The organism is Bordetella parapertussis (genome assembly GCF_020735925.1).
Classification (GTDB): Bacteria; Pseudomonadota; Gammaproteobacteria; order Burkholderiales; family Burkholderiaceae_B; genus Bordetella; species Bordetella pertussis.
This window is the reverse complement of record NZ_CP085971.1, coordinates 1,497,588-1,520,624: the sequence shown is the minus strand read 5'-3', so window position 1 is coordinate 1,520,624 and position 23,037 is coordinate 1,497,588. Positions and strand designations below refer to the sequence as shown.

20 protein-coding genes, 3 tRNA genes and 3 pseudogenes are annotated in these 23,037 nt (G+C 68.9%); 14 read left to right on the top strand and 12 right to left on the bottom strand.

Going from position 1 to position 23,037, the window contains the following annotated elements:
• Positions 1-451: 451 nt before the first annotated feature.
• The gene (rluB, locus tag LK409_RS07285) at positions 452-2,191 is read right to left on the bottom strand and encodes a 23S rRNA pseudouridine(2605) synthase RluB (protein ID WP_041937173.1); all 1,740 of its coding nucleotides are present in this window, start codon (positions 2,189-2,191) and stop codon (positions 452-454) included.
• A gap of 35 nt (positions 2,192-2,226) precedes the next feature.
• Positions 2,227-3,315, bottom strand: a complete 1,089-nt coding sequence (scpB, locus tag LK409_RS07280; protein ID WP_033446426.1) for an SMC-Scp complex subunit ScpB — start codon at positions 3,313-3,315, stop codon at positions 2,227-2,229.
• Between the two features lie 69 nt (positions 3,316-3,384).
• Between scpB and LK409_RS07275 the strand changes: the two genes are divergently transcribed.
• Positions 3,385-3,460: transfer RNA gene (locus LK409_RS07275), tRNA-Met, on the top strand.
• Positions 3,461-4,283: 823 nt separating this feature from the next.
• Here the strand turns inward: LK409_RS07275 and LK409_RS07270 are convergent.
• Complete coding sequence (locus LK409_RS07270) at positions 4,284-5,195, bottom strand: LysR family transcriptional regulator (RefSeq protein ID WP_003810537.1); 912 nt, start codon at positions 5,193-5,195, stop codon at positions 4,284-4,286.
• 104 nt (positions 5,196-5,299) lie between these two features.
• Here LK409_RS07270 and LK409_RS07265 point away from each other — a divergent pair, with 104 nt between their 5' ends.
• Positions 5,300-5,890, top strand: coding sequence for a malonic semialdehyde reductase (locus LK409_RS07265; RefSeq protein ID WP_010926772.1), 591 nt, complete (start codon positions 5,300-5,302; stop codon positions 5,888-5,890).
• Positions 5,891-5,942: 52 nt separating this feature from the next.
• Here LK409_RS07265 and LK409_RS07260 read toward each other — a convergent pair whose 3' ends face one another.
• Positions 5,943-6,947 carry a CobW family GTP-binding protein gene (locus LK409_RS07260; protein ID WP_059565437.1) on the bottom strand — a complete coding sequence of 335 codons (1,005 nt, stop codon included), beginning with the start codon at positions 6,945-6,947 and terminating at the stop codon, positions 5,943-5,945.
• A gap of 209 nt (positions 6,948-7,156) precedes the next feature.
• On the opposite strand from LK409_RS07260, the gene LK409_RS07255 reads away from it, so the two are divergent.
• On the top strand, positions 7,157-7,492 hold the full coding sequence (locus LK409_RS07255; RefSeq protein ID WP_010928240.1) for a cupin domain-containing protein: 336 nt from the start codon (positions 7,157-7,159) through the stop codon (positions 7,490-7,492).
• A 119-nt stretch (positions 7,493-7,611) separates the two neighbouring features.
• Here the strand turns inward: LK409_RS07255 and LK409_RS07250 are convergent.
• Positions 7,612-7,687, bottom strand: a tRNA-Asn gene (locus LK409_RS07250).
• 171 nt (positions 7,688-7,858) lie between these two features.
• Here LK409_RS07250 and LK409_RS07245 point away from each other — a divergent pair.
• Positions 7,859-7,934, top strand: a tRNA-Thr gene (locus LK409_RS07245).
• 49 nt (positions 7,935-7,983) lie between these two features.
• On the opposite strand, the gene maiA is transcribed toward LK409_RS07245, so the two are convergent.
• From maiA to LK409_RS07230, 3 genes are read right to left on the bottom strand one after another with little or no spacing between them, the layout of a single operon-like run.
• Positions 7,984-8,628: a maleylacetoacetate isomerase gene (maiA, locus tag LK409_RS07240; protein WP_033471726.1), complete on the bottom strand. Its 645-nt coding sequence runs from the start codon at positions 8,626-8,628 to the stop codon at positions 7,984-7,986.
• Positions 8,629-8,666: 38 nt separating this feature from the next.
• Complete coding sequence (gene ispH, locus LK409_RS07235) at positions 8,667-9,644, bottom strand: 4-hydroxy-3-methylbut-2-enyl diphosphate reductase (RefSeq protein WP_010930264.1); 978 nt, start codon at positions 9,642-9,644, stop codon at positions 8,667-8,669.
• The gene (locus LK409_RS07230) at positions 9,644-10,120 is read right to left on the bottom strand and encodes an FKBP-type peptidyl-prolyl cis-trans isomerase (RefSeq protein WP_010928238.1); all 477 of its coding nucleotides are present in this window, start codon (positions 10,118-10,120) and stop codon (positions 9,644-9,646) included. Before LK409_RS07230 ends, ispH begins: the two co-directional genes overlap by 1 nt.
• Positions 10,121-10,172: 52 nt before the next feature.
• Between LK409_RS07230 and radC the strand changes: the two genes are divergently transcribed.
• From radC to LK409_RS07200, 6 genes and pseudogenes are all read left to right on the top strand, one after another.
• The gene (gene radC / locus LK409_RS07225; protein WP_010928237.1) at positions 10,173-10,850 is read left to right on the top strand and encodes a RadC family protein; all 678 of its coding nucleotides are present in this window, start codon (positions 10,173-10,175) and stop codon (positions 10,848-10,850) included.
• 86 nt (positions 10,851-10,936) lie between these two features.
• A pseudogene (gene kynB / locus LK409_RS07220) lies at positions 10,937-11,566 on the top strand (arylformamidase).
• Positions 11,567-11,593: 27 nt separating this feature from the next.
• On the top strand, positions 11,594-12,448 hold the full coding sequence (gene kynA, locus LK409_RS07215; RefSeq protein WP_010928236.1) for a tryptophan 2,3-dioxygenase: 855 nt from the start codon (positions 11,594-11,596) through the stop codon (positions 12,446-12,448).
• A gap of 168 nt (positions 12,449-12,616) precedes the next feature.
• Complete coding sequence (locus tag LK409_RS07210) at positions 12,617-12,883, top strand: type B 50S ribosomal protein L31 (RefSeq protein WP_003810513.1); 267 nt, start codon at positions 12,617-12,619, stop codon at positions 12,881-12,883.
• 115 nt (positions 12,884-12,998) lie between these two features.
• Positions 12,999-14,735, top strand: a complete 1,737-nt coding sequence (locus tag LK409_RS07205) for an ArnT family glycosyltransferase (protein WP_010928235.1) — start codon at positions 12,999-13,001, stop codon at positions 14,733-14,735.
• Positions 14,732-15,340: pseudogene (locus LK409_RS07200) on the top strand (MATE family efflux transporter); the annotation flags it as partial. The gene LK409_RS07205 and the pseudogene LK409_RS07200, both read left to right, overlap by 4 nt.
• Here LK409_RS07200 and LK409_RS07195 read toward each other — a convergent pair.
• Positions 15,335-16,285: an IS481 family transposase gene (locus tag LK409_RS07195; protein WP_010927663.1), complete on the bottom strand. Its 951-nt coding sequence runs from the start codon at positions 16,283-16,285 to the stop codon at positions 15,335-15,337. The pseudogene LK409_RS07200 and the gene LK409_RS07195 sit on opposite strands and share 6 nt — an antisense overlap.
• 86 nt (positions 16,286-16,371) lie before the next feature.
• Between LK409_RS07195 and LK409_RS07190 the strand changes: the two are divergent.
• Positions 16,372-17,175: pseudogene (locus LK409_RS07190) on the top strand (MATE family efflux transporter); the annotation flags it as partial.
• Positions 17,176-17,242: 67 nt separating this feature from the next.
• Here LK409_RS07190 and LK409_RS07185 read toward each other — a convergent pair.
• The 3 genes from LK409_RS07185 to radA all read right to left on the bottom strand — a co-directional run bounded on the left by LK409_RS07185 (position 17,243) and on the right by radA (position 19,786).
• A complete protein-coding gene (locus LK409_RS07185) occupies positions 17,243-17,470 on the bottom strand; it encodes a hypothetical protein (RefSeq protein WP_010926775.1) in 228 nt (75 codons plus the stop codon).
• A 158-nt stretch (positions 17,471-17,628) separates the two neighbouring features.
• On the bottom strand, positions 17,629-18,402 hold the full coding sequence (locus tag LK409_RS07180) for a sulfite exporter TauE/SafE family protein (RefSeq protein WP_010928234.1): 774 nt from the start codon (positions 18,400-18,402) through the stop codon (positions 17,629-17,631).
• A 22-nt stretch (positions 18,403-18,424) separates the two neighbouring features.
• The gene (gene radA, locus LK409_RS07175; protein WP_010928233.1) at positions 18,425-19,786 is read right to left on the bottom strand and encodes a DNA repair protein RadA; all 1,362 of its coding nucleotides are present in this window, start codon (positions 19,784-19,786) and stop codon (positions 18,425-18,427) included.
• 126 nt (positions 19,787-19,912) lie between these two features.
• On the opposite strand from radA, the gene LK409_RS07170 reads away from it, so the two are divergent.
• From LK409_RS07170 to LK409_RS07160, 3 genes are all read left to right on the top strand, one after another.
• A complete protein-coding gene (locus LK409_RS07170) occupies positions 19,913-21,628 on the top strand; it encodes a vWA domain-containing protein (RefSeq protein ID WP_010928232.1) in 1,716 nt (571 codons plus the stop codon).
• 77 nt (positions 21,629-21,705) lie between these two features.
• Positions 21,706-22,284, top strand: a complete 579-nt coding sequence (locus LK409_RS07165; protein ID WP_010926777.1) for an RNA polymerase sigma factor — start codon at positions 21,706-21,708, stop codon at positions 22,282-22,284.
• 3 nt (positions 22,285-22,287) lie between these two features.
• On the top strand, positions 22,288-23,010 hold the full coding sequence (locus tag LK409_RS07160) for a hypothetical protein (protein WP_003810496.1): 723 nt from the start codon (positions 22,288-22,290) through the stop codon (positions 23,008-23,010).
• Positions 23,011-23,037: the final 27 nt, after the last annotated feature.

Genomic DNA, 23,037 nt, shown 5'->3' with positions numbered 1-23,037 from the left:
AAAATGGGCTGCACGCCCAGCCCACCGTATTGCCTGGCCCCCGGCCGGGCGCTGCTGACAGCGCCGCTTGCCGAACCCAAGCCCAAAATTGCGACCCAAAATATATTGCAAAAATCGGCCGCGCTTGCCCGCGGCCCGCTGGTGGCCGCGTGCTCATTCCAGGTTCCCCTGGCGCGCCGCCCACCCGGCTGGCCTGCCCTGCAAAAAGGCAAACCCGGCGCATTTGCGACTCACGCGCCAAATGGCGTCAATCACAGCAATCACGCGCCAAAGCGTGCACAACGTGCATTCAAAAGCCGCTGCGCGCAACGCCGTGCTGCACGCGCACTGCCCTGCAAATGCACTGCGCGCCATGAAAACCGTTGATTTTACCAGATAAACCGGAAATTTGCCTGATACGTCGGGAGCTTACGGATAAGCGGGACACATCCGATCTTCGTGGCGCCGCACATCAACGTCCGCGCCCGCCCCGCCCGCCCATGAACCCGAGACGGGACTCGTGGGCGCCGGCGCCCTTGGGCTGCCAGTCGTCGCCCCGGCCACCGCCACCACCGCCGGCACCACCGCCGCCGCGACGCGCGCGTTGCGGCTTGGGCGCGGCCGGACCGCGATTGCCCGTGGGCGAGGCCGGCTTGGCCACGCCGGCCGCCTTGCCGCCCGCGCTGGCTGCCTTGTTACCGCCGGCGCGGCCACCCGCGCCCTTGGCGCCAGGCGCCGCCGCGCGGCCGCCCGCCTTCTTGCCGCCACGCGCGCCCGCCGGCTTGGCAGCCGCCCCCTGGCCGCCCTGGCCGCCAGCCTGCGCGCCCGCCGCCTTGCGGCCCTGGCCGCGCTGCGGCTTGTCGCCGCCCGCCTTGCCCTTGGCAGGCTTGCCCTTGCCGCCCCGCCCAGCCGCGCTGTCGTTGCCCAGCGGGTGGCCGTTGGCATAACCGCCGGTGATCATCAAGCCCGTTCCGAACGGGTCGGACGGACACGCGGCCGCGCTGCCGGGACGGCCGCCCTGCAGCTTGCCGCGACGGCCGATACGGGCGCCGTTCATGCCATTGCGCTCCAGCGTGCCGAAGCCCGGCGGCAGCGCGCTGTCATGCGACTGAGGCTGGCGCGATTTGCGCCGCCCTTCGGACTCGTCCCCGTCGCGCAGCAGGCCCAGCTGAACCATCAGGGCCGTCACCAGCGAACCGTCGAGCTCTTCCCAGCGGCCGCGGCGCAGGTTGCGCGGCAACACGATATCGCCGAAACGCGTACGGATCAGGCGGCTGACGGTCACACCCACCGCCTCGAACATGCGGCGCACCTCGCGGTTGCGCCCCTCCTGCAAGGTGACGCGATACCAGCGATTGCTGCCGTCGCCCCCCAGGTATTCGAAAGAACCGAAAGCCGCCTTGCCGTCCTCCAGCTCGATACCCTCGGTGAGCGACTTGCGCTGCGCGTCGTCCATCTCGCCCAGGACGCGCACCGCGTATTCGCGCTCGGTACCGTAGCGCGGATGCATGATGCGGTTAGCCATGTCGCCGGAGGTCGTGAAGATCAACAGCCCCTCGGTATTGAGGTCCAGCCGCCCCACGGACAGCCACTTGCCGGTGCGCAGCTTGGGCAGCCTGGCGAACACGCTGGCGCGTCCGCCCGGGTCGTCATGGCTGACGATCTCGCCGGCCGGCTTGTGATAGAGGATGACGCGCGGCGGCTTCTTGGCGTTGGGACGCGCAATCGGCTTGCCGTTGACGCGCACCTGGTCGTTGGGAGCGACGCGCTGGCCGATGTGGGCCGGCTCGCCGTTGACCGACACTCGGCCGGCCACGATCAGCTCTTCCATTTCGCGGCGCGAACCGATTCCGGCATCGGCTAGCACCTTGTGCAGCTTGGGCATCACTGCCTCGCTGTTCAGGTACTTGCCCAGGCGCTGCTCGATGCGCGCCGCGTTGTCCAGGTAGGCCAGCGCCTGGTCGGCATCGCGCTCGCTGGCGCGGGCATCGCCCTCGGACTGGGCGGCGGGCTGGCTGCCCGCCTCGTCGGCGCCGGCTTCGCCGGCGGCGGCCGCGTCGCCGCGGCGGCGGCGAAACGGCGTGCGCAGCTTGCGGCCACGCGCCCGGGCTGCGCCCTCGCCGTCGCCGGCCTCGCCGGATGCGGCGGGCTCGCCAACGGGCGGCTGCGCCACCGGGGATTCATTGTCGGGAAAGGAATTGTCGTCTTGCATCGTTGTATTCGTTGTCACTGGGACAGCTCCGAATTTCAAACTTTGGGGAGCCGGCCGGATGCGGCAGGCTCGTCATCTTCAGGGTTGGACACCACGCCATCGGCCTCGTCGCGCCCCGGTGCCGGCGGCGTGACGGGCTCGGGCGCGGCGGGCACGATTTCGGGCTGCGGCTCGCCAGGACCGACCTCGGGCGCCGGCACGTGCGGCCGCGCCTCGGCGGGCTCGTCAGGTAGGGATATCTGGTCTGGCTGGAGCGGGGGGACCTCGACAGGTCCGTTCCCATCATCCGGCGCTGCACCGGCGGACTCGTGCGCCGGTTCGGCAACACCTGCCCCGGGCAGGCTGGCGGCCGCGGTTTCGGCCGGCTCGTTCGTATCATCGTCGGCGGACACGGGCAGGACCGGTTCCGGCGACACGGCGGATTCTACGCCATCCACGCCCGCCTGCGCCACCTCCGGCTGCGCATCGCCCAGCGAGGCAGCCACCTGGCCCGCCGCTTCGTCGCCGTCCGCCTCGTCCCGGGCCGCGCCGCCCTCGACCGCATCGACCGCCTCGACCAGCACCTCGGCGCCGCCCAGGTCCAGCCCTGCCAGCGCGGCGGCAGCCTGCGCCGACTCCAGCGGAGGCAGCTCATCCAGCGCGCGCAGGCCCAGGTCATCGAGGAACTGGCGGGTGGTGGCGAACAGCGCCGGCCGGCCGGGCGCATCGCGATGGCCGATGACCTCGATCCAGCCGCGGTCTTCCAGCACCTTGACGATCTGCGACGACACCGTCACGCCGCGGATATCCTCGATGTCGCCGCGCGTCACGGGCTGCCGCCAGGCAACGATGGCCAGCGTCTCGAGCACCGCGCGCGAATACTTGGGCGGCTTCTCGGGATTGAGCCGCTCGAGATAGCGCTGCATCTGCGGCCGGCTCTGGAAACGCCAGCCCGAAGCCAGCTGCACCAGCTCCAGACCGCGCTCGTTCCATTGCGCCTGCAGCGCTTCCAGCCAGGCGCGCAACGCGGTGTTGTCGATATCCTGGTCATCACCGAACAGCTTGCGCATTTCGGCGAACTGCATCGGCTGGGACGCGCACAGCAGCGCGGTTTCCAGCACGAGTATTGCCTCGCTATCGTTCATCGGCACTCACAAAAGAAGGGAGCAAACTTGCGCTAAATCGGGATTGAGATTAATATTCTTCTTCTCAGACGCGGGGTGGAGCAGTCTGGCAGCTCGTCGGGCTCATAACCCGAAGGTCGTAGGTTCAAACCTGCCCCCGCAACCAAATCGTTGATCAAGGCCTGGCACATCGTTGCCGGGCCTTTTTCATTGGCGCGGCGCTTGCTGCGGGCTGAAATGACGACAAGAGCGGCGACAACAGCTGCAACAACAGCGGCGGCGGCGGCGGCAGTGGCGACAACGATGCCGCGCGCGCCCCGGCGCTGGCCTGGCCACGGGCCGACGGGCGCGCGGCGAGCACGCACGGCCGCCCCGGCAACCTGGGCATGGGCCCTGGCATGAAAAAACGCATGACCGGAAATACGGATACTGGCGCTCACGAATATCTTGTTCAATCAAACTGGATCATGGCGGGACTACCGCATGCCGGCCCGCCAGCTATGCCGCGGCCCGGCATGCCGCAACATGGCGCGCCAGCCGCCGTGCCGACATGGCGGCGCGACACCGGCAAACCGCATCGCGGGCATGGCCCACAGACCGAGGCTTTCTTGACCGTAGCCGGCGGCCGCTGCAAGCGCCTGTATCCAGGCGCCAGGACAGGCGCGCCACGGCAATCGCAAACAATGAATCCGCCAGGGCGGGCCCGCCTGCGCGGCCCGTTCCGGACCAGGGCGCGGCCCCGACCGCACAACGACAACCGTGCCGGCTTGTGACCGGGCGCCCGCGCCGCAAGGGCCGGGTTACGCGCAATCGTTGATCGGGGATTCTTAGACGTATTGGAACGACATCGTGCCCGGCGGCATATCGCGCAATCAGCGCAGGCCTGCCCGGACAAACCGGTTTGGCGTCGCGCGCCAGGCCGGCTGTAATGTCTTGATTATACCCGTAACCGCCCTCCCGACAAAGCCCCGGCCGCGCCCGCGCCACACTCAGCGCCCCTCGAGCGCCGCGTCCCAGGGAGCGGGATTGAAGCGCTCGGCCAGGAAATCGAGCATGGTTCGCAGTATCAGCGGCATCTGCTTGCGCGACACGTAGACCCCATGTATTCCCAGCACCGGCGGCGCGCAATCAGGCAACAAGGGACGCAGGGTTCCTGCGGCGATCTGCCCGGCCGCCAGGTAGGTGGGCAGCATGACAATGCCCGCCCCGGCCAGCGCCGCCCGCATCAGCACGTCGGTTTCGTTGGCCGTGATATTGCCGCCGACCGGCACTTCGACGGGCTCTCCGGCGCGCTCGAAACGCCACAGGCTGCGGCCGAAATAAGAATGCGTCAGGCAATTGTGCAGCGAGAGATCCTCGGCCCTGGCCGGCGCGCCGTGCTGCTGCAGGTACTGCGGCGCGGCGCAGACGACCGACCGGCAGTCGGCCAGCCTGCGCCCGATCAGGTTGGGATCGAGGTCATTGGTGATCCGCACCGCCAGGTCGACGCGCTCCTCGACCAGGTTGACCGCGCGATCGACCAGCAACAGATCGATGCTGGCCGCCGGATGGCGGCGCACGAACTCCGCCACCGCTTCGGCCAGCTGCGCGCCGCCGAACGACATGGCGGCCGTGACGCGCAGCAGCCCGCGCGGCTCGGCGTCGGGCGCGGCCACAGCCTCGCGCATGTCGCCCACCATTTCCAGCATGCGGCGGCAGCGCGGCAGGGTCTCCGAGCCGGCCGGCGTCAGGCTCAGGCGGCGGGTGGTCCGATGCAGCAGCCGCACGCCCACCCAGGCCTCGAGCTCGGCCAGGTAGCGCGACACCATGGCGCGCGACATGCCCAGGTGCATCGCCGCCGCCGACAGGCTGCCGCGATCGGCAACTTCCACGAAGACCTGCATGGCTTTCAGACGATCCACGATTGTCTCGCTTTATGCATCAGACTGTTCTGTTTATACCGTATTTTGATGCGTTTCAAGCACTTAAAATTGGCCAGTCTCAATCATCCACGCCCGCACGCCCCATAAATGCCCCGTTGAGCCTTGCCGCCCAGGAACAGATCTTCCAGGCCGCCCGCACCTTCAATCGCTATACCGAACAATCGATCAGCGACGCGACCCTGCACGAGTTGTACGAGTTGATGAAATGGGGGCCGACCGCCATGAATTCGCAGCCCGGCCGGTTCATCTTCCTGCGCAGCGCCGCGGCCAGGCAGCGCCTGGCGCCCGCCCTGTCTCCCGGCAACCTGGAAAAGACACTGGCCGCGCCCGTGACCGTGATCGTCGCCCAGGACACCCAGTTCTATGAGCACCTGCCGACGCAGTTCAGCGCCTACGACGCCCGTCCGGTCTTCGAGAACAACGCCGACGCCGCGCGCGCGACCGCCATGCGCAACAGCTCCCTGCAAGGCGCCTACCTGATCGTGGCGGCCCGCATGCTGGGGCTGGACGCCGGCCCGATGAGCGGCTTCGACGCGGCCAAGGTGGACGCCGAATTCTTCCCGGACGGCCGCTGCAAGGCCAACTTCCTCGTCAACCTGGGCTACGGCGACCCGGCCGGCAACTACCCGCGCGGCCCCCGCCTGGCGTTCGACACCGCGGCGCAAATCCTCTGATCGCGCCCGGCCGTAGCGCCGCGGTCCCGCCCCCGATCAGGGGCCGTCGCCCTCACCCCTGCTGCAGCCGCCGGGCGACATCGGCCCGGACCGCGTCCCGGTCCAGGCCGCGCAGGATGAACACCAGGCGCGACTGGCGGTCGTCGCCCGGCCATTGCGGCAACGCCTCCAGCGGATACAGCTGCCGATGCACCCCGTGCACCGCACAGGGCAAGGCTTCGGCCTCGAAACATACCACCCCCTTGATGCGCAGGATGCCGCGGTCATAGGCCGCCTGGATCTCCGACATCCGGGCCAGGAACATGCCGCGCGTCAGCGGCACCGACAGGTTCAGGGAAAAATGCGCCACATTGGGGTGCGGGCCGCCCGGCGGCGCGGCAAAGGCGCCCAGCCAGCGCCCCAGGGGCGCCGCCTGCCGGCGCTCGCGCACCAGGAAGTCGCCGCGCAGCCGCTCATCCAGCGGCTCGCCGCGGCGCACCACGCACATGGGCACGCCCGGATTGGCGCGCGCCACATCGCGCATGGCGCTAGCCAGTTGCGCCTGGCCGGCCAGGTCCGCCTTGCTGAATACGACCAGGTCCGCCAGCGCGATCTGCTGGGCCGCCTCGGGCTGCACCATCAGCTGTTCGCGCACGTGCTGCGCATCGACCATGGCGATCGCGCCATGATACGCGTAGCGCTCGGCCAGGAACGGATCGTGGCGCAGCGAGAACATGACCGAGGCGGGCCCGGCCAGGCCGGTCGTCTCCAGCAGCACCCGCTTGAACGGCTTGATGCGGCGGCGCACCGCCAGCATGAACAGGTCGCGCAGCGTATCGACCAAGCCGCCGCTGGCGATGCAGCATATGCATCCGCCCTCCAGCAGCACGATACGGTCATCGACATTGCGTACCAGATGGTGGTCCACGCCTATGTCGCCGAACTCGTTGACGATGACCACCGCCTCGGCGTACTCGGGCTCCTGCACCAGGCGATTGAGCAGCATCGTCTTGCCGCTGCCCAGGAATCCGGTCAACACCGTCACGCCGATGCGGCTGTCTTGCTTGAACGCATCCATCGCTTTCCCATGCGCGGGCCCGCCCGCGCCATTGCCGCCCCGAAACGGCCGCGCCGCCCACGCCACGGGCAGCGGCCGCACACGGCGCAACACCTATTGATCATTCCGCGGGCCGCCCGCGGGCTTGCACATGCGCCTGCGGCGTTTGCACACCCGGGGACGTGCAGTAAGCTGAGGTTTTGCCCCCTTTGCACAGGGAGGTTCTTGTTATGGCCATGCATCACGCCCGCTCGGGCGAACTGATCGAATTGCGCCCGCTGGGCGAATCGCTGCGCGAGACCGTCTCGCAGGCACTGGTGCGCGCCGACCACCTGGAAGTGATGCGCCTGGTGCTGCCGCGCGATCAGCAACTGCCCAGCCACGCCATCGACGCCAGCGCGATCACCATCCAGTGCCTGGAAGGCGCCGTCATGCTGACCGCGCAGGACACGACGCAACGCATGCCCGCCGGCACGCTGGTCTACCTGGCGCCGGGCGTCGCGCACGCCGTAAAGGCCCTGGAAGACAGCACCCTGCTGGTCACGCTGATGCTCGCGCGCCCCTGATGACAACTGCCCCGCCCCGGCCACCCAGCCAAGCGCAATACAAAAAGCCGCTCACTTGCGTGAACGGCCCTTTTGTGTCGACGGTGTCGATATCGCCGACGATACGGCAAAAATTCTGTTGGCTCCCCGAGCTGGGCTCGAACCAGCGACCTGCGGATTAACAGTCCGTCGCTCTACCGACTGAGCTATCGGGGAACTGCCAAGAAACGAGATTATGACGGCTTTTTTTTAAGTGTGCAAGTTGCCTGCCCCGACGCGGGTTTGCACGTCCCCCATTTCTCATCGCGATTTTTTTCTGATATCATTTCGGTCTTTCCTGGATACGCCCACCCGCACGGGAGCGCGGCATCCGAGAAACAGGTTTTGGCCGGCATAGCTCAGTTGGTAGAGCAGCGCATTCGTAATGCGAAGGTCGGGGGTTCGACTCCTCTTGCCGGCACCAGAAAAAAAGGGCAGCCCATCCGGGCTGCCCTTTTTGCTTGGGCGCGCGACTACTCGGCGTCGGGCTGCACGGCAGGCGCTGCCTGCTGAAAGGCGGGCAATTCGGCGCATGCCGCTTCGATGCGGGCCAGCGTCGGCATGGCCGACAGATCGCAGCCGAAACGGCGCGCATTGGCCAATTGCGGCACCAGGCACAGATCGGCCAGGGTCGGCGCGTCGCCATGGCAGAAGCGCCCGGTCTGCGGCGCGCCGGCCAGCATGGCCTCGACCCCCGCGAGGCCCAGCTCCACCCAGTGCTTGTACCAGGCATTCTTGGCCTCTTCGCTGACCTTGAGCTCGTGCTTGAGATACTTCAGCACGCGCAGGTTGTTCAGCGGATGGATGTCGCAGGCGATGGTCTGCGCGATCGCGCGCACGCGGGCGCGCCCGAGCGCATCGGACGGCAGCAGCGGCGGCTGCGGATGGGTTTCCTCGAGATATTCGACAATGGCCAGCGACTGGGTCAGGACCGCGTCGCCGTCGACCAGCGCCGGCACCAGGGCATTCGGATTGAGCGCGCGGTACTGCGGCGCCAATTGCTGGCCGCCATCCTTGAGCAAGTGCACGGCGCGATAGTCGTACGGCAGGCCCTTCAGGTTGAGAGCGATGCGTACCCGATAGGCGGCCGAACTGCGGAAATAGCTGTACAACTCCATTTTGCCTCCAGCTGCGCGGGCTGCGCCGCGCGTCGTTGTCATTCGAGGGATTCGGTCTGGGCGATCTTGCGCGACAGCCCCTTGGGCAGGGGGAAAGCCACGCTCTCCTCCAGGCCGGGCATGGTGCGCACCGACACCGCGCCGAGCTCGCGTACGCGCTCGACCACCTGCTGCACCAGCACCTCGGGCGCCGACGCGCCGGCCGTGATGCCGATGCTGCGCCTGCCCTGCAGCCATGCCGGGTCGATGGCGTGCGCGCCGTCGATCAGGTAGGCCGCCACGCCCTTGCGCTCGGCCACTTCGCGCAGCCGGTTGGAATTGGAGCTGTTGGTGCTGCCCACGACCAGCACCAGGTCGCACTCCGGCGCCAGCAGCTTGACGGCGTCCTGGCGGTTCTGGGTGGCGTAGCAGATGTCGCTTTTCTTGGGCTCGACGATGCCCGGAAAGCGCGCCTTGAGCGCGCCCGCGACCGCCGCGGCGTCGTCCACCGACAGCGTGGTTTGCGTGACGTAGGCCAGGTTGCCCGGATCGCTGACCTGCAGCGCAGCGACATCCTCGACCGTTTCGACCAGGTACATGCCGCCCTGCGCCTGCCCGAGCGTGCCCTCCACCTCGGGATGGCCCTTGTGCCCGATCATGACGATCTCGCGCCCGGCCGCGCGCATGCGCGCCACTTCGATGTGCACCTTGGTCACCAGCGGGCAGGTCGCATCGAACACCCGCAGGCCGCGCGCCTCGGCTTCGCCGCGCACCGCCTGCGACACGCCGTGCGCCGAGAACACCACGATGGCGCCCGCGGGCGCCTGGTCCAGCTCGTCGATGAACACGGCGCCCTTGCCGCGCAAGTCCTCGACCACGTAGCGGTTGTGGACGATCTCGTGGCGCACGTAGATCGGCGCGCCATGCAGCTCGAGCGCGCGCTCGACGATGTCGATGGCGCGATCCACGCCGGCACAGAAGCCACGCGGCTGCGCCAGCAGGACCTCGGCATCGGCGGCGGTCACTTCAGCGGTCATCACAGCACTCCCAGGATGGCGACATCCACGCGCAAGGCGGTGCCGGCCAGCGGATGGTTGAAGTCGAACATCGCCCAATCGGCGTTGATTTCCTTCAGCACGCCCGAGTAGCGCCCGCCATTGGGCGCGGCGAACTCGACCAGGTCGCCGGGCTCGAAGGCGGCATCGGCGCCCGCATGCTCGGCCAGCATGGCGCGCGTCACTTTCTGGATCAGGTCCGGATTGCGCTCGCCATAGGCCTGAGCCGGCGACAGCGCCACGCTGAAGCGCTCGCCCTCCGCATGGTCGAGCAAGGCGGCTTCGAGGCCGGGGGCCCACTGGCCGCTGCCCATCTGCAGCGTCGCCGGGCGACCATCGAAGGTATCCGTGAACACCGAGCCCTCGGCAGGCCCCGAGGCCAGCACGATGCGGTAATGCAGGGTGAGGTAGGAGTCCGGACGGACCAAAACATTCACATTCTCAGAGGCGGCGCTCAAGGTCTGTCACCGTATGGCAATCCAATAAAGATTTGATTTTAGAGCTTATGCCATGAGTCTGCCCGAACCCCTGCTCCGCGCCGGCTGGCCGCGCGAACGCCTGCTGCGCCACGGCGCCGCGACGCTGAGCGATCCCGAGCTGCTGGCGCTGGCGCTGCGCACCGGCGTGGCGGGCTGCAACGCGGTCCAGCTGGGGCACGACCTGCTGCGCCGGTTCGGCGGCCTGCGCGGCCTGCTCGGCACCTCGCCGGCGGAGCTGCAGGTGGTGCCCGGCCTGGGAACCGCCAAGGCCTGCGTACTGGCCGCGGTGCTGGAACTGGCCCGCCGCACGCTCGAAGAAGACCTGGTGCGCCAGGACGCCCTGGCCAACCCCGACCTGGTGCGCCGCTATTGCCAGGCGGCCCTGGGCCACCGCAAGGTCGAGCACTGCATCGCCCTGTACCTGGACGCGCGGCTCAAGCTGATCATCTGCGCCGAAGTCGCCCGCGGCACCCTGACCCAGGCGCAGATCTACCCGCGCGAAATCGTCCGCGAGGCATTGCGCCACCACGCGGCCGCGCTGATCCTGGCCCACAACCATCCGGGCGGCACCGCCGCCGCCAGCGCCGCGGACATCGCCATGACGCGCCAGATCAGGCAGGCGCTGGCCCTGGTCGACGTGCGGCTGATCGACCACGTCATCGTCGCCGGCGCCGCCACGGTATCGATGGCCGCGCAAGGACACCTCTGACGGGACCCGACACCCCGGCATCGCCAAACTCCGGGCAGTTCGTTAGACTAGGAGTCAGTCATTTCAACCCTAAACCGTTTTTTCTCATGAAGCGCCTGTGGGACATTTCACCGCCGGTTTCTGCCGACTCGCCGGTTTTCCCGGGCGACACGCCATATCGCTAGCAATGGAAATGGTCGCTGACGCCGGATTGCCCGGTCAATGTCAGCGAGATCACCCTGTCGCCCCACATTGGCGCCCACGCCGACGCGCCGCTGCACTATGAGAATGGCGCGGCCGCCATAGGCGCCGTCGCGCTCGAACCCTTCCTGGGCCCCTGTCGCGTCATCCACGCCATCGGCTGCGGCCCGCTCATCCTGCCCGAGCACCTGGCGCATGCCCAGGCCGGCCTGCCGCCGCGGGTACTGGTGCGCACGGCGCGCCACGCGGCGCTGCAATGGTGGGTGGACGATTTCTCCGCCTATGCGCCCCAGACCATCGAATGGCTGGCCGGACGCGGCGTCACGCTGATCGGCATCGATACGCCCAGCATAGATCCCGCGTCCAGCAAGACCCTGGACAGCCATCACGCCATCCGGCGGCACGACATGCGCGTACTCGAGAACCTCCGCCTGGACGACGTGGACGAAGGCGATTACGAACTGATCGCGCTTCCGCTGGCGCTGGTCCAGGCCGACGCCAGTCCGGTGCGCGCCGTGTTGCGCGAACTGGCCTGACCCGCCATTCACGCAGCAGGACCCACCATGCAGCCCACCCCTACGCAACGCCCCGAAGCCATCGTGCACGACGAAAAAGCCCAGCTCGATTTCGCGCGCGACATGAGTTATGGCGACTACCTGCACCTGGACGAACTTCTGGGCGCCCAGCGCCCGCTCTCGCCCGAGCACAACGAAATGCTGTTCATCGTGCAGCACCAGACCAGCGAGCTGTGGATGAAGCTGATGCTGCACGAACTGCGCGCGGCCATCGCCGCGATCCAGCAGGACCGCCTGCAGCCGGCGTTCAAGATGCTGGCGCGTGTCAGCAAGATCCTGGAGCAACTGGTGTCGGCCTGGGATGTGCTGGCCACCATGACACCGCCCGAATACTCGGCCCTGCGCCCCTACCTCGCGCACTCCAGCGGCTTCCAGAGCTATCAGTACCGCCAGATCGAATACCTGCTGGGCAACAAGAACGCCGCGATGCTGCAGCCCCACGCCCACCGCGCCGACCTGCTGGCGCAGGTACGCGCCGCCTTCGAGGCGCCCTCGCTGTACGACGAGGCGCTGCGGTTCCTGGCCCGCAGCGGCCTGGCCGTGCCGGCCGGCGCGCTGCAGCGCGACTGGACCCAGCCCTACCGGGCCGACGACCAGGTCGAACAGGCCTGGCTGACCGTCTACCGGCAATCCGAGCGCTACTGGAACCAATACCAGCTGGGCGAAAAGCTGACCGACCTGGAAGACGCCTTTCGCCTGTGGCGTTTTCGCCACGTGACCACGGTGGAGCGCATCATCGGCTTCAAGCGCGGCACCGGCGGCACCTCCGGCGTCACCTACCTGCGCAAGATGCTGGAGGTGGTGCTGTTTCCGGAAATCTGGAAATTGAGGACGGATCTCTGACGCCACACGGGCCTTGTATCGGGGCCAGGTATGCGTGCTAGAATGCAGGGTTGTTTTTTGGATACGTTGCCAGACGGCGCATCCTGGTTGCCGCCACGCAAGACGCGTGGCCGTGCGCCGGGCGGCTTGCACGGCCTGGCTGGCGACCCGCTAACCTGGGAAATTATCATGAAAGAAGGCATTCACCCCGAATACCGCGAAGTGGTGTTCATGGACGTTCAGACGGGCAACAAGTTCATCACCCGCTCGACCATCCACACCCGCGAAACCGTCGAAATGGACGGCAAGACGTACCCGCTCTTCAAGTGCGACGTGACGTCCGAATCGCACCCGTTCTACACCGGCGCGCAGACGCGTATCGTCGAGACCGGCCGCGTGGAAAAATTCCGCGCCCGCTTCGCCCGCACCGCCGGGACGGTCAAGTCGGCGTCCTGATCGGCAAGCTCCTTCGGGAGGCGCACCAGAAAGCAGCCTGCGGGCTGCTTTTTTTTCCTCGCGGCATGCCGCGCCAACCCTCATCGGTTCCACGCTCGTCGGTTACATTACGTCCGTGTCTCCCATTTCGCGCTCTACTCCGGCCCGGCTGACGGTACAAGCTACCGCCAAGCTGCCCCGGCTCGTCCTGCTTGGCCTGTCGCTGATCTATATCGTGGCGGGCCTGTTCATGCGCGACCCGTGGAAGACCGACGACGTGGTCGGGCTGGCCACCATGATCACCGCGCTGCGCGAAGGCGGCATGACCTGGCTGCTGCCGCAGGTGGGGCACCTGGCGCACGCCGAGGAAGGCCCGATGATCACCTGGGTCGGCGGCGCCTCGATGTGGCTGTTCGGCCCATGGCTGGGCGATATCACGGCCGGCCGCCTGCCCAACCTGCTGTGGTTCGGCATCGCCACGGTCAGCGTCTGGTACGGCACCTATCTGCTGGGCCGGCGCGCCGAGGCCCAGCCGCTCAAACTGCCTTTCGGCGGCGAGCCGGCGGCGCGCGACTACGGCCGCATGCTGGCCGACGCGGCCCTGCTGCTGCTGCTGGCCACGGTGGGCATCCTGCAACGCCTGCACGAAACCTCGGTGGTGCCGGCCATCATGGCCTGGCAGGCGCTCGCGTTCTACGCCATGGCCCGCACGCTGGATCGCCCTTTCCTTGGCGCCACCACCCTGGGGGTGGCGGTGGCCGGCGCCTTCCTGACGCGCGGCTGGATCGGCGCCGCGCCGGTGATGGTGGCCGCGGTGCTGGCGTTCTACCCGCGCAGCCTGCTGTGGCAGCGGGTACGCTGGCTGCCCTGGGCGGCCTTGATCGCCGCCGCGCTGATGCTGGCCTGGTGGCTGCCCGCCACCCTGGCCGAGGGCAGCGACTACTGGATACGCAACTGGAAAACCTGGACCCTGGCCTCGTACGACTGGCCGGACCTGCGCATCACCGGCCGCACGCTGCGCGACCTGCCCTGGTACCTGTGGCCGACCTGGCCGCTGGCCCTGCTGGCGATCTGGCGCTGGCGCGCCTGGCTGTATGCGCCCCATATCTGGGTGCCGCTGGTGCTGGCCGCCACCGCGGCGCTGATGCTGCTGTTCCTGGACGGACCCAATGACGCCGAGTACGCCATGCTGGCGGTGCCTTGCGCCATCCTGGGCGCCTTCTCGCTGCCCACGCTGCGGCGCGGCGTAGTCAACACGCTGGACTGGTTCGCGGTGATGTGCTTTTCGCTTACCGCGGCCACCGCCTGGCTGGGCTGGGTGGCGCTGCATTTCGGCTGGCCGGCGCAGATTTCGCGCAATATCGCCCGCCAGACCACCGGCTACGAAGCCTCCATTTCCTGGCTGGCCAGCGCGCTGGCGCTGGTCATCTCGGCCGCCTGGGTCGTGCTGGTCGTCTGGCGCCTGCGCAGCCGTCCGCTGGCGCTGTGGCGCGGCACGGTGCTGTCGGCCGGCGGCCTGACCGCCACCTGGATCCTGCTGGTGCTGCTGTGGCAGCCCGCGGTGGACTATGCGCGCAGCTACCGCACCGTATCGGGCCAGCTGGCCGCAGCGCTGCAGGCCAACCTCCAGCCGGGCGAGTGCGTGCGCGGCCTGAGTCTGGGCAGCGGGCAGCGCGCCTCGTTCCTGGTGTTCGACAACATGTCGTTCACCTACGATTCCAAATGCACGCTGGTGCTGCAGCAGACTACCCACAGCAGCCTGCGCGACGGCACCGCCGCCTACAGCGACGGCGCCACCGAATTGTGGCGCGGCGGCCGCCGCGCCGACCGGCACGAAGTCTTCCGCCTGCTGCGCGTCACGCCCACCCGATGATCCCTGCCGCCGCCCCCTCGCCCGGGTTCGGCGCGACCATGCGCGACATCGCGCGCCAGGCATGGCCGGTGCTGATCAGCCAATGGGCCGGCATCTCCTTCGGCGTGCTCGACACCGCCATGACCGGCCACGCCAGCCCGCAGGACCTGGCAGCGATGTCGCTGTCGGTGTCGGTGTACATCACGGTTTTCGTCGGCCTGATGGGCGTGGTGCACGCCCTCATTCCCATCCTGGCGCAACACTTCGGCGCCGGCCAGCAGCGCGAAGTCGGCAGTACCTGGGGCCAGGGCGTATGGCTGGCGCTGGGCCTGTCGGTGGTGGGCGCGATCCTGATGCTGTTTCCCGACGCCTGGCTCTCGCTGTCCGGCGACGTGGACCCGGCCGTGCGCGACCGGGTGGCGGCCTACCTGCGCGCCCTCGTGCTGGCCTTGCCCGCCACGCTGGTGTTTCGCACCATCTACGCCCTGGGCACGGCGGTATCGCGTCCCAAGGTGGTGATGAGCATCAACCTGGCGGCGGTGTTCGTCAAGGCGTTCTGCAACTGGGTGCTGATCTACGGCAAATTCGGCCTGCCGGCGCTGGGCGCCGTGGGCGCCGGCCTAGCTGTCGATTCTCAATAGGTTATTCACATCTGGGATACGCGTGATGGGTGGCTGATGTCCGAGAGCGGAGTGTGGCCGACACCAGTTGTAGCGGTCAATGAAGGGCTGCAAGGCAGCCTGTCGTTCGGCTGAGCTCGTGTAGGGCCTGGCGTATGCCCACTCCCGTAAGCAGGTCTGCACGAGGCGCTCGGCCTTGCCGTTGGTCTTGGGGGTGTAGGGGCGGGTGCGGATGTGACGGATTCCCAGCTCCACGCACACCGCCCGAAAGGTCCTGGAGACGTAGCCGCTGCCGTTGTCGGTCATCACGCGGTCGATGCGCACGCCCAGACTGGCGTAGTAGGCGGTGGCTTGGCGCAGGAACTCAGCGCACTGATCGCCGCCCTCATCGTCGAGGATGCGAGCAAAGGACACGCGCGAGAAGTCATCGATGGCCAGGTGCACAGCGTCCCAGCCAATGCCGCGGTTGCGGTTCTGGGCCCGATCGCCGGTGATGCGATGGCCCACGCCCCGGATGCGGCCCAGCCGCTTGGTGTCGATGTGCAGCAGCTCGCCTGGGCTGGCGCGTTCATAGCGGCGCACCGGCGCCGGCGGCTCCAGCGAGGCGAGTCGACTCAGGCCGATGCGTTCCATATACCGCGCCACGGTGGCCAGGCTGCGGCCGGCTTCACGCGCGATGCGCCACAGCGGCAGACGCTGGCGGCGCTGCTGGGCGAAGTGCTCAACCTGCTCGGGCGCACAGGCCTTCGGGCTGCGGTGCGGGCGAGAACTGCGGTCAAGCAGGCCGTCCAGACCTTCGCTTCGGAAGCGGGCAAGCCACTTGTAACCGGTGCGCAGGCTCACCCCTGCCGCCTGGCTGGCCTGCCTCATCGTCCAGTTCTGTTGCATCACCCTGTTAACAAGAAGGGCTCGACCTAGGCGGGTCAATCGCGCATGCTTATGGTTGTTCATCCAGTGTCCTGCCCTGAGTTGCGATGGCGTGGTAACCACAGCATCCCAGGTCCGGCCTGGATGAACAACCTATTGAGACATCACACCTAGCCACCGCCATCTCGGGCTGGCTGAGCCTGGCTGCCGGCCTGTGGATCATCACGCACGACCGCTATTACCGCCGCTTCCGCCTGCGCGTGGGGCGGCCCGACTGGCGCGCGCTGAAAGAGCTGCTGCGCCTGGGCCTGCCGATGGGCGGCTCGTACCTGGTCGAGGTGTCGGCGTTCACGTTCATGGCCCTGCTGGTGGCGCGCGAAGGCACGTACGTGTCCGGCGGACATCAGATCATGTCCAATCTGGCCGCGCTGTGCTACATGATGCCGATGGCGCTGGGGGTGGCGACCGCCGCGTTGACCGCGCAAGCGATCGGCGCGGGCCGCCCCGACCGGGCGCACCGCACCGGCATGGCCGGCCTGGCGCTGGGCCTGCTGGGCGCGGCGCTTACCGCCGCGGTGCTGCTGGTCGGCCGCCCGCTCATCATCGCCGCCTATACCGACGATCTCGAAGTCGCCGCGGTGGCGGCGTCGCTGCTGGCCATCATCCCGCTGTTCCACTTGTGCGACTCGATGCAATGCATCAACTCGTACCTGCTGCGCGCCCACAAGGTCGCTGTCATGCCGCTGGTGCTGCAAACCGTGGCGCTGGGCAGCGTCGGCCTGCTGGGAGGATGGTGGCTGGGATTCGGCCCGGGACGCGGCGGCCTGGATCCGGTGCGCGCGGCGCTGATGCCGGGCTCGCCGGCTGGCGCCGGCACGATGTGGCTGATGGCGATGGCCGGACTGGGCTTGTCGGCCGTGCTGCTGCACTACTGGTACCGCCGGATCGCGCGGCTGGCGCTCGCCCGCGGCTGAATGCGGCGCCGGTGCGCGGCGCGGCGCCCCCGCGGCGCCCCGTGCCATGGACCGGCGTCCCTGAGAATTATTTGGTGGATGTACTGCCCGTCTTGGCGTGGTGGGCACCGTGATGCGCGCCGCTCTTGGCGTGTTTCTCGCCCTTGGCGTGCTTGCCGCCGGACGGCGCCTTGACGCTGCTCTTGGCGCCGGACTGGGTGTCGCCCTGCGCGGCATACGCCGATGGCGCGGCCGCCAGCCCGAGGCACAAGGCCGAGGTGGACAAGAAAGCGGCGATACGGGACTGAGTCGTCATGTTGTGTACTCCTATCTTGCGGGCGCGGGAGCCCGTCCATACAAGGCCCGGCAAAATGCCATGGGACCTGTAATTCGTTGGAGCAGGCGTCCAACGAAAGGTTCGGAGCACGGAAGAAATTTTTCCGTCGCTAACCGCTCGTCATGATCCCGCGCCGATCAGGCCTCGAAGATCAACAAGGCGACGGTCGCAAACAGCATGGCGGCAAAGCAGGCTCTCAGCTTGCGTTCAGGCAGCCGATAGGCCAGCCGTACCCCCACCGGCACGAACACCAGGCTGCCCGCCGCCAATGGCACGCCTATCCACCAATCGGCCTGGCCGGCCCAGGTGTAGGTGACGAGGGCGATCATCGAACCGGGAATGACCATCGTCAATGCCAGCGCCTGGGCCATCGTCTGCGGCAAGCGGAACACCGAGGTAATGATGGGCACGGCCAGCACCGCGCCGCCCACGCCGAAGAACCCGCCCAGCGTGCCGCACAGCACGCCCAGCACGCTGGCGCGCGGCGGGCTCAGGACAGGCGCGGGCCGCGCCGGCGCCGCCGGCGCGGCAGCGGCGCGCTTGCGCACGGTCTGGTAGACATAGAACAGCGCGATGAAGAACAGGAACACCGCGAAGCTCAGGCGCAGCGTGCGCGAGACGATGCCCAGCGCCAATTGCGCGCCGACCCACGTGAACACCACGGCGCCCGCCGCGCCGGCGCCCGCCACGCGCATATCGATGCGCGCATGCTGGTGGTACTTGCGCACCGCCATCATGATGGTCGGCAGCACCATGATGAGCGCCGTGCCCTGGGCCAGTTGCTGGGGCATGCCCAGCAGCAGCCCCAGCGCGGGAATGGCGATCAGCCCGCCGCCGATGCCCAGCGCGCCGCCCATGAAACCGATCAGCGCGCCACTGGCCAGGCAGGCCGCGATTACCAGCAGACTCAAGACAGGCTCCCCGAACGTGCCATCAACGCAATTTGTCCAGGGCGGCGTCCAGCCGATCCACGGCCCATATCTCCAGCCCTTCGATAGGCTGGCGCGGCGCATTGGCCTTGGGAATCAGCGCAACGCTGAACCCCAGCTTGGCCGCTTCGCGCAGGCGCTCCTGGCCGCGCGGCGCGGGCCGGATCTCGCCGGCCAGGCCGATCTCGCCGAACGCCACCAGGCCGGCGGGCAGCGGCTTGTCGCGCAGCGATGACATGATGGCCAGCAGTACCGGCAGGTCGGCCGCCGGCTCGGTGATGCGCACCCCGCCCACGGCATTGACGAACACGTCCTGGTCGTAGGTCGAGACGCCCGCATGGCGGTGCATGACGGCCAGCAGCATGGCCAGGCGGTTGCCCTCCAGCCCGACCGTCAGGCGCCGCGGATTGGGCGCATGCGAGGTATCGACGAGCGCCTGCACTTCCACCAGCAGCGGGCGCGTGCCCTCCTGGGTCGCCAGCACGCAGGAACCGGCCACCTGCTGCTGGTGCTGCGAGAGAAACAGCGCGGACGGATTGGCCACGCCGCGCAGGCCGCGGTCGGTCATGGCGAACACGCCCAGTTCGTTGACGGCGCCAAAGCGGTTCTTGAACGCGCGCACCAGGCGAAACGACGAATGCGTGTCGCCCTCGAAGTACAGCACCGTGTCGACGATGTGTTCGAGCACGCGCGGTCCGGCCAGCGCGCCGTCCTTGGTGACGTGGCCGATCATCACGATGGCGATGCCGGTCTGCTTGGCCAGGCGCGTCAGCTGCGCCGCGCATTCGCGCACCTGGGACACCGAGCCCGGCGCGGCGGTCAGCTCGCCGCTGTAGAGCGTCTGGATCGAATCGATCACCGCCACGGTCGGCTTCTGTTCCGACACGGCCGCCTGGATCGCCTCGAGCCGGATCTCGGCCAGCAAGTCGACATTGCCGGTCTGCAGGCCCAGCCGGCGCGCCCGCAGCGCGACCTGTTCGGCCGACTCTTCACCGGTGACGTACAACACCTTGGTCGTGGCCGACAGCGAGGCCAGCGCCTGCAGCAGCAGCGTGGACTTGCCGATGCCGGGGTCGCCGCCGATCAGCACCACCGCGCCGGCGACCAGCCCGCCGCCCAGCACGCGGTCGAACTCGTCCAGCCCGGTGGGCTGGCGCGGCGTCTCGCGCGCTTCGATTTCGGACAGGCTGCGCACCGGGCTGGCCGCCGCCAGGGGCGCGTAGCGATGCCCGCCGGCCGAGGACGCGGCGGACTCCACGGTTTCTTCCAGGGTATTCCAGGCCGAGCAGTGCGGGCACTTGCCCTGCCACTTGAGGCTGGTGCCGCCGCATTCGGCGCAGACATAGATGGTTCGGGATTTCGCCATGCCGGCAGTTTACCGGCAAGCGAGGCGCGATACGTTTGTTTGCAATTCTGTCCTCGCCCATCAACCCCTTCCGGCCCCCTCGTGCGTTTAACCAAGTACCGATCCACCACCACGAGACCCGACGCCATGACGCCGATCCTACGCCCCTCCCCCCTGCTGTACACGGTGCTCAGCCTGGCCATGCTGAGCGCCTGCAGCCCGACCGAACCGCCTTCGGCCGGCGTGGCCGGCCAGCCCGCCGCCGTACCGGGCCAGCCGGCGCCCCAGGCCGTGCCGGCGGCGCCGCGCGGCGAACCGGCCGGCGCGCCGCAGCGCGAACTGGCGGCGCAAACCTATATGCCCCCGGCGTCGCACGCGGCGGCCCGGGCGCATGCCGACCAGGCGCGCATGCGGATCATGCCGGCGCCCATGCCCGTCATCCAGGAAGATCGCGAAAACTATGCCGGCTACCAGGACAATCCTGTCCAGCTGGCACAGGAGCAGCCGGTCTCCACCTTCGGGCTGGACGTGGATACCGGCTCGTACAGCAATGTGCGCCGCCTGCTCAACGATGGCCGCCTGCCGCCGGCCGACGCCGTGCGCGCCGAAGCATTCATCAATTACTTCGACTACGGCTACCCGGCCCCCGCCACGCCGGCCGTCCCCTTTTCCCTCACGACCGAGATCGCGCCGGCGCCCTGGAATCCGCAGCGCCAGCTGCTGCTGGTCGGCATCCAGGGATACCGGGTGGCGCCGCAGGATATTCCCGCGGTCAACCTGGTGCTGCTGATCGACACCTCCGGCTCGATGGCCGACCGGGCCAAGCTGCCGCTGCTCAAATCGGCCCTGCGCCAGCTGGTGACGCAGATGCGCGCGCAGGACCGCGTCGCCATCGTCGCCTACGCCGGCAGCGCCGGCCTGGTGCTGCCCTCCACGCCCGGCGATCGCCATGCGCAGATCCTGGCGGCCATCGACGGCCTGCAGGCCAGCGGCTCGACCAATGGCGGCGCCGGCCTGGAGCTGGCCTACGCCGAGGCCGCCAAGGGCCTGGTCAAGGATGGCGTCAACCGCATCGTGCTGGCCAGCGACGGCGACTTCAACGTCGGCCGCACCGATCTTGCGCAGCTCAAGGACTATGTCGGCAGCCAGCGCAAGCGCGGCATCGCGCTGACCACCCTGGGGCTGGGCAGCGGCAACTACAACGATGCCATGGCCATGCAGCTGGCCAACGCCGGCGACGGCAGCTATCACTACATCGACAGCCTGCTGCAGGCGCGCAAGGTCTTTGCCAGCGAGCTGTCGGCGACCCTGCTGACCATCGCCAAGGACGTCAAGGTGCAGGTCGAATTCAACCCGGCGCGGGTGGCCGAGTACCGCCTGATCGGCTACGAGAAGCGCGCCCTGGCGCGGGAGGACTTCAACAATGACGCGGTCGACGCGGGCGAACTGGGCGCCGGCGCCAACGTAACGGCGCTGTACGAGATCACGCCGGCGGGCGCAGCGCAGCGCATCGATGCGCTGCGTTACGGACAGCCGGCCCGCGCCGCGGACAGCCCGCGCGACGAGCTGGCCTATGTGCGCATCCGCTACCAGTCGCCCGAAGGCGGCGCCAGCCGCCTGATCGAACAACCGGTGGCCGCCGACGCGGCGGCGCCGGCCGCCAGCGCGCGCCTGAATCGCGCGGCGGCCGCGGCGGCCTTCACGCAATGGCTGCGCGGCGGCAAATACCTGGACGGCTACGCGCCGCAGGCCATCGCGGCGCTGGCGCGGCAATCGCGCGGCGCCGACCCGCTGGGCCTGCAGGCCGAGTTCGCCAACCTGGTCGAGCTGGCCGCCAGCCTGGGCACGCCGGCGGCGCGCTGATTACGGTGACGGCCCTGGCAGTCGCGCCGGCCTCGGCGGCGTGCGCAATCGCCGCCGAGGCGATACACTGCGCCGCCATGGACACCGCGAGCGCCGCCGACGAAGCCTTGATGCTGGCCTACGGGGCCGAAGGCGACATGGACGCCTTCGACGCCCTGTACGCCCGCCACCGCGCCGGCCTGTATCGCTACATCCTGCGCAGTGCGCGCAACGCCGCCCAGGCCGACGACATCTTCCAGGAAACCTGGAGCCGCGTCATCGACGCCCGGGCCCGCTACCGCCCCCAGGCGCGCTTTACCACCTGGCTGCTGCAGATCGCGCACAATCTGCTGGTCGATGCCCATCGCCGCCAGCCCGCCCCGGTCGCCCCGGAACAGGCCGAGGCCGCGCTGGCCAGCGTGCCCGCCGCCGAACACGAGCAGCCCGAGGCGCGGCTATCCGAGTTCCAGCAGCGCCGCCGGCTGCAACTGGCCATCGAGCGCCTGCCGGATGAACAAAGACTGGCAATGCTGCTGCGACTGGAGCACGATCTGGATGTGGAAGAAATTGCGCAAGTCACCGGTGTCTCTCGCGAAACCGTCAAATCGCGCCTGCGCTACGCCACCCGGCGCATCCGCGAGGAGCTGAGCTCCGAGAGCGCCCCCAGGAGCCCCTAGGCCATGAACCCGCACCTGCCGCCCGACGACGACGATCGCGACCTGCGCGCGCTGTATCGCGAGCTGCCGCGCCACGAGCCCGACATCATGCTCGACGCCTCGATCCGCGAGCAGGCCCAGCGCGCCGCCGAAGCCGACCGGCGCGCCCGCCGGCCACGCGCGACCTGGCACCCGGCCTGGGCGGTGGCGGCCTGCGTGGTCGCGGTGAGCGCCCTGTTCGTGTTCACCGACCTGGAGCAGTACGCGCTGCAGCCCGCCGCCGAGGTCGAGCTGCAGGCCGAGCAGGAGGCCGCCCAGGCCACCCGCGACGCCATGCCCGAGCCGCCCGCCCCCGATCCCGCCCTGGCCGCGCCGCCGCCGCTGGGTGCGCCGGCGCCCGCGCCCGCCCTGCCACCTGCGCTGGCGCCCGAGGCGGCACGCGGGGCCGCGGCCGAATCATCGGCCCAGGACGCCGCGCCGGCACGGCGCGGCTATATGCCGCAGCGCGCCGCGCCCGCGGTGCGGGCCGAAAAACAGCAACAGGAAAATCTGGCGGCGTCAGCGCGCCAGCGTGACGATCCGGCCTATGCGCAACGCGTCGAGCGCATCCGCGCGCTGGTGCGCGAGGGCAAGCCGCAGGAGGCGGCCGCGCAGGTCCTGGCCTGGCGCCGTGCCGCCCCGGGACTGGCCCTGCCGCCCGATCTCGAGCAGCTGGCGCCAGCCGACGGCGGTACGCCCGGCCAATAGGGGGCGGAACCGGTCAGTGGCCGCCCA

What these genes read in the sequence shown, in the direction of transcription:
- rluB (WP_041937173.1), bottom strand. Translation starts at nt 2,191, where the DNA reads ATGCAAGACGACAATTCCTTTCCCGACAATGAATCCCCGGTGGCGCAG.
- scpB (WP_033446426.1), bottom strand. Translation starts at nt 3,315, where the DNA reads ATGAACGATAGCGAGGCAATACTCGTGCTGGAAACCGCGCTGCTGTGC.
- LK409_RS07260 (WP_059565437.1), bottom strand. Translation starts at nt 6,947, where the DNA reads ATGGATGCGTTCAAGCAAGACAGCCGCATCGGCGTGACGGTGTTGACC.
- LK409_RS07255 (WP_010928240.1), top strand. Translation starts at nt 7,157, where the DNA reads ATGGCCATGCATCACGCCCGCTCGGGCGAACTGATCGAATTGCGCCCG.
- maiA (WP_033471726.1), bottom strand. Translation starts at nt 8,628, where the DNA reads ATGGAGTTGTACAGCTATTTCCGCAGTTCGGCCGCCTATCGGGTACGC.
- ispH (WP_010930264.1), bottom strand. Translation starts at nt 9,644, where the DNA reads ATGACCGCTGAAGTGACCGCCGCCGATGCCGAGGTCCTGCTGGCGCAG.
- radC (WP_010928237.1), top strand. Translation starts at nt 10,173, where the DNA reads ATGAGTCTGCCCGAACCCCTGCTCCGCGCCGGCTGGCCGCGCGAACGC.
- kynA (WP_010928236.1), top strand. Translation starts at nt 11,594, where the DNA reads ATGCAGCCCACCCCTACGCAACGCCCCGAAGCCATCGTGCACGACGAA.
- LK409_RS07210 (WP_003810513.1), top strand. Translation starts at nt 12,617, where the DNA reads ATGAAAGAAGGCATTCACCCCGAATACCGCGAAGTGGTGTTCATGGAC.
- LK409_RS07195 (WP_010927663.1), bottom strand. Translation starts at nt 16,285, where the DNA reads ATGAACAACCATAAGCATGCGCGATTGACCCGCCTAGGTCGAGCCCTT.
- LK409_RS07185 (WP_010926775.1), bottom strand. Translation starts at nt 17,470, where the DNA reads ATGACGACTCAGTCCCGTATCGCCGCTTTCTTGTCCACCTCGGCCTTG.
- radA (WP_010928233.1), bottom strand. Translation starts at nt 19,786, where the DNA reads ATGGCGAAATCCCGAACCATCTATGTCTGCGCCGAATGCGGCGGCACC.
- LK409_RS07170 (WP_010928232.1), top strand. Translation starts at nt 19,913, where the DNA reads ATGACGCCGATCCTACGCCCCTCCCCCCTGCTGTACACGGTGCTCAGC.
- LK409_RS07165 (WP_010926777.1), top strand. Translation starts at nt 21,706, where the DNA reads ATGGACACCGCGAGCGCCGCCGACGAAGCCTTGATGCTGGCCTACGGG.
- LK409_RS07160 (WP_003810496.1), top strand. Translation starts at nt 22,288, where the DNA reads ATGAACCCGCACCTGCCGCCCGACGACGACGATCGCGACCTGCGCGCG.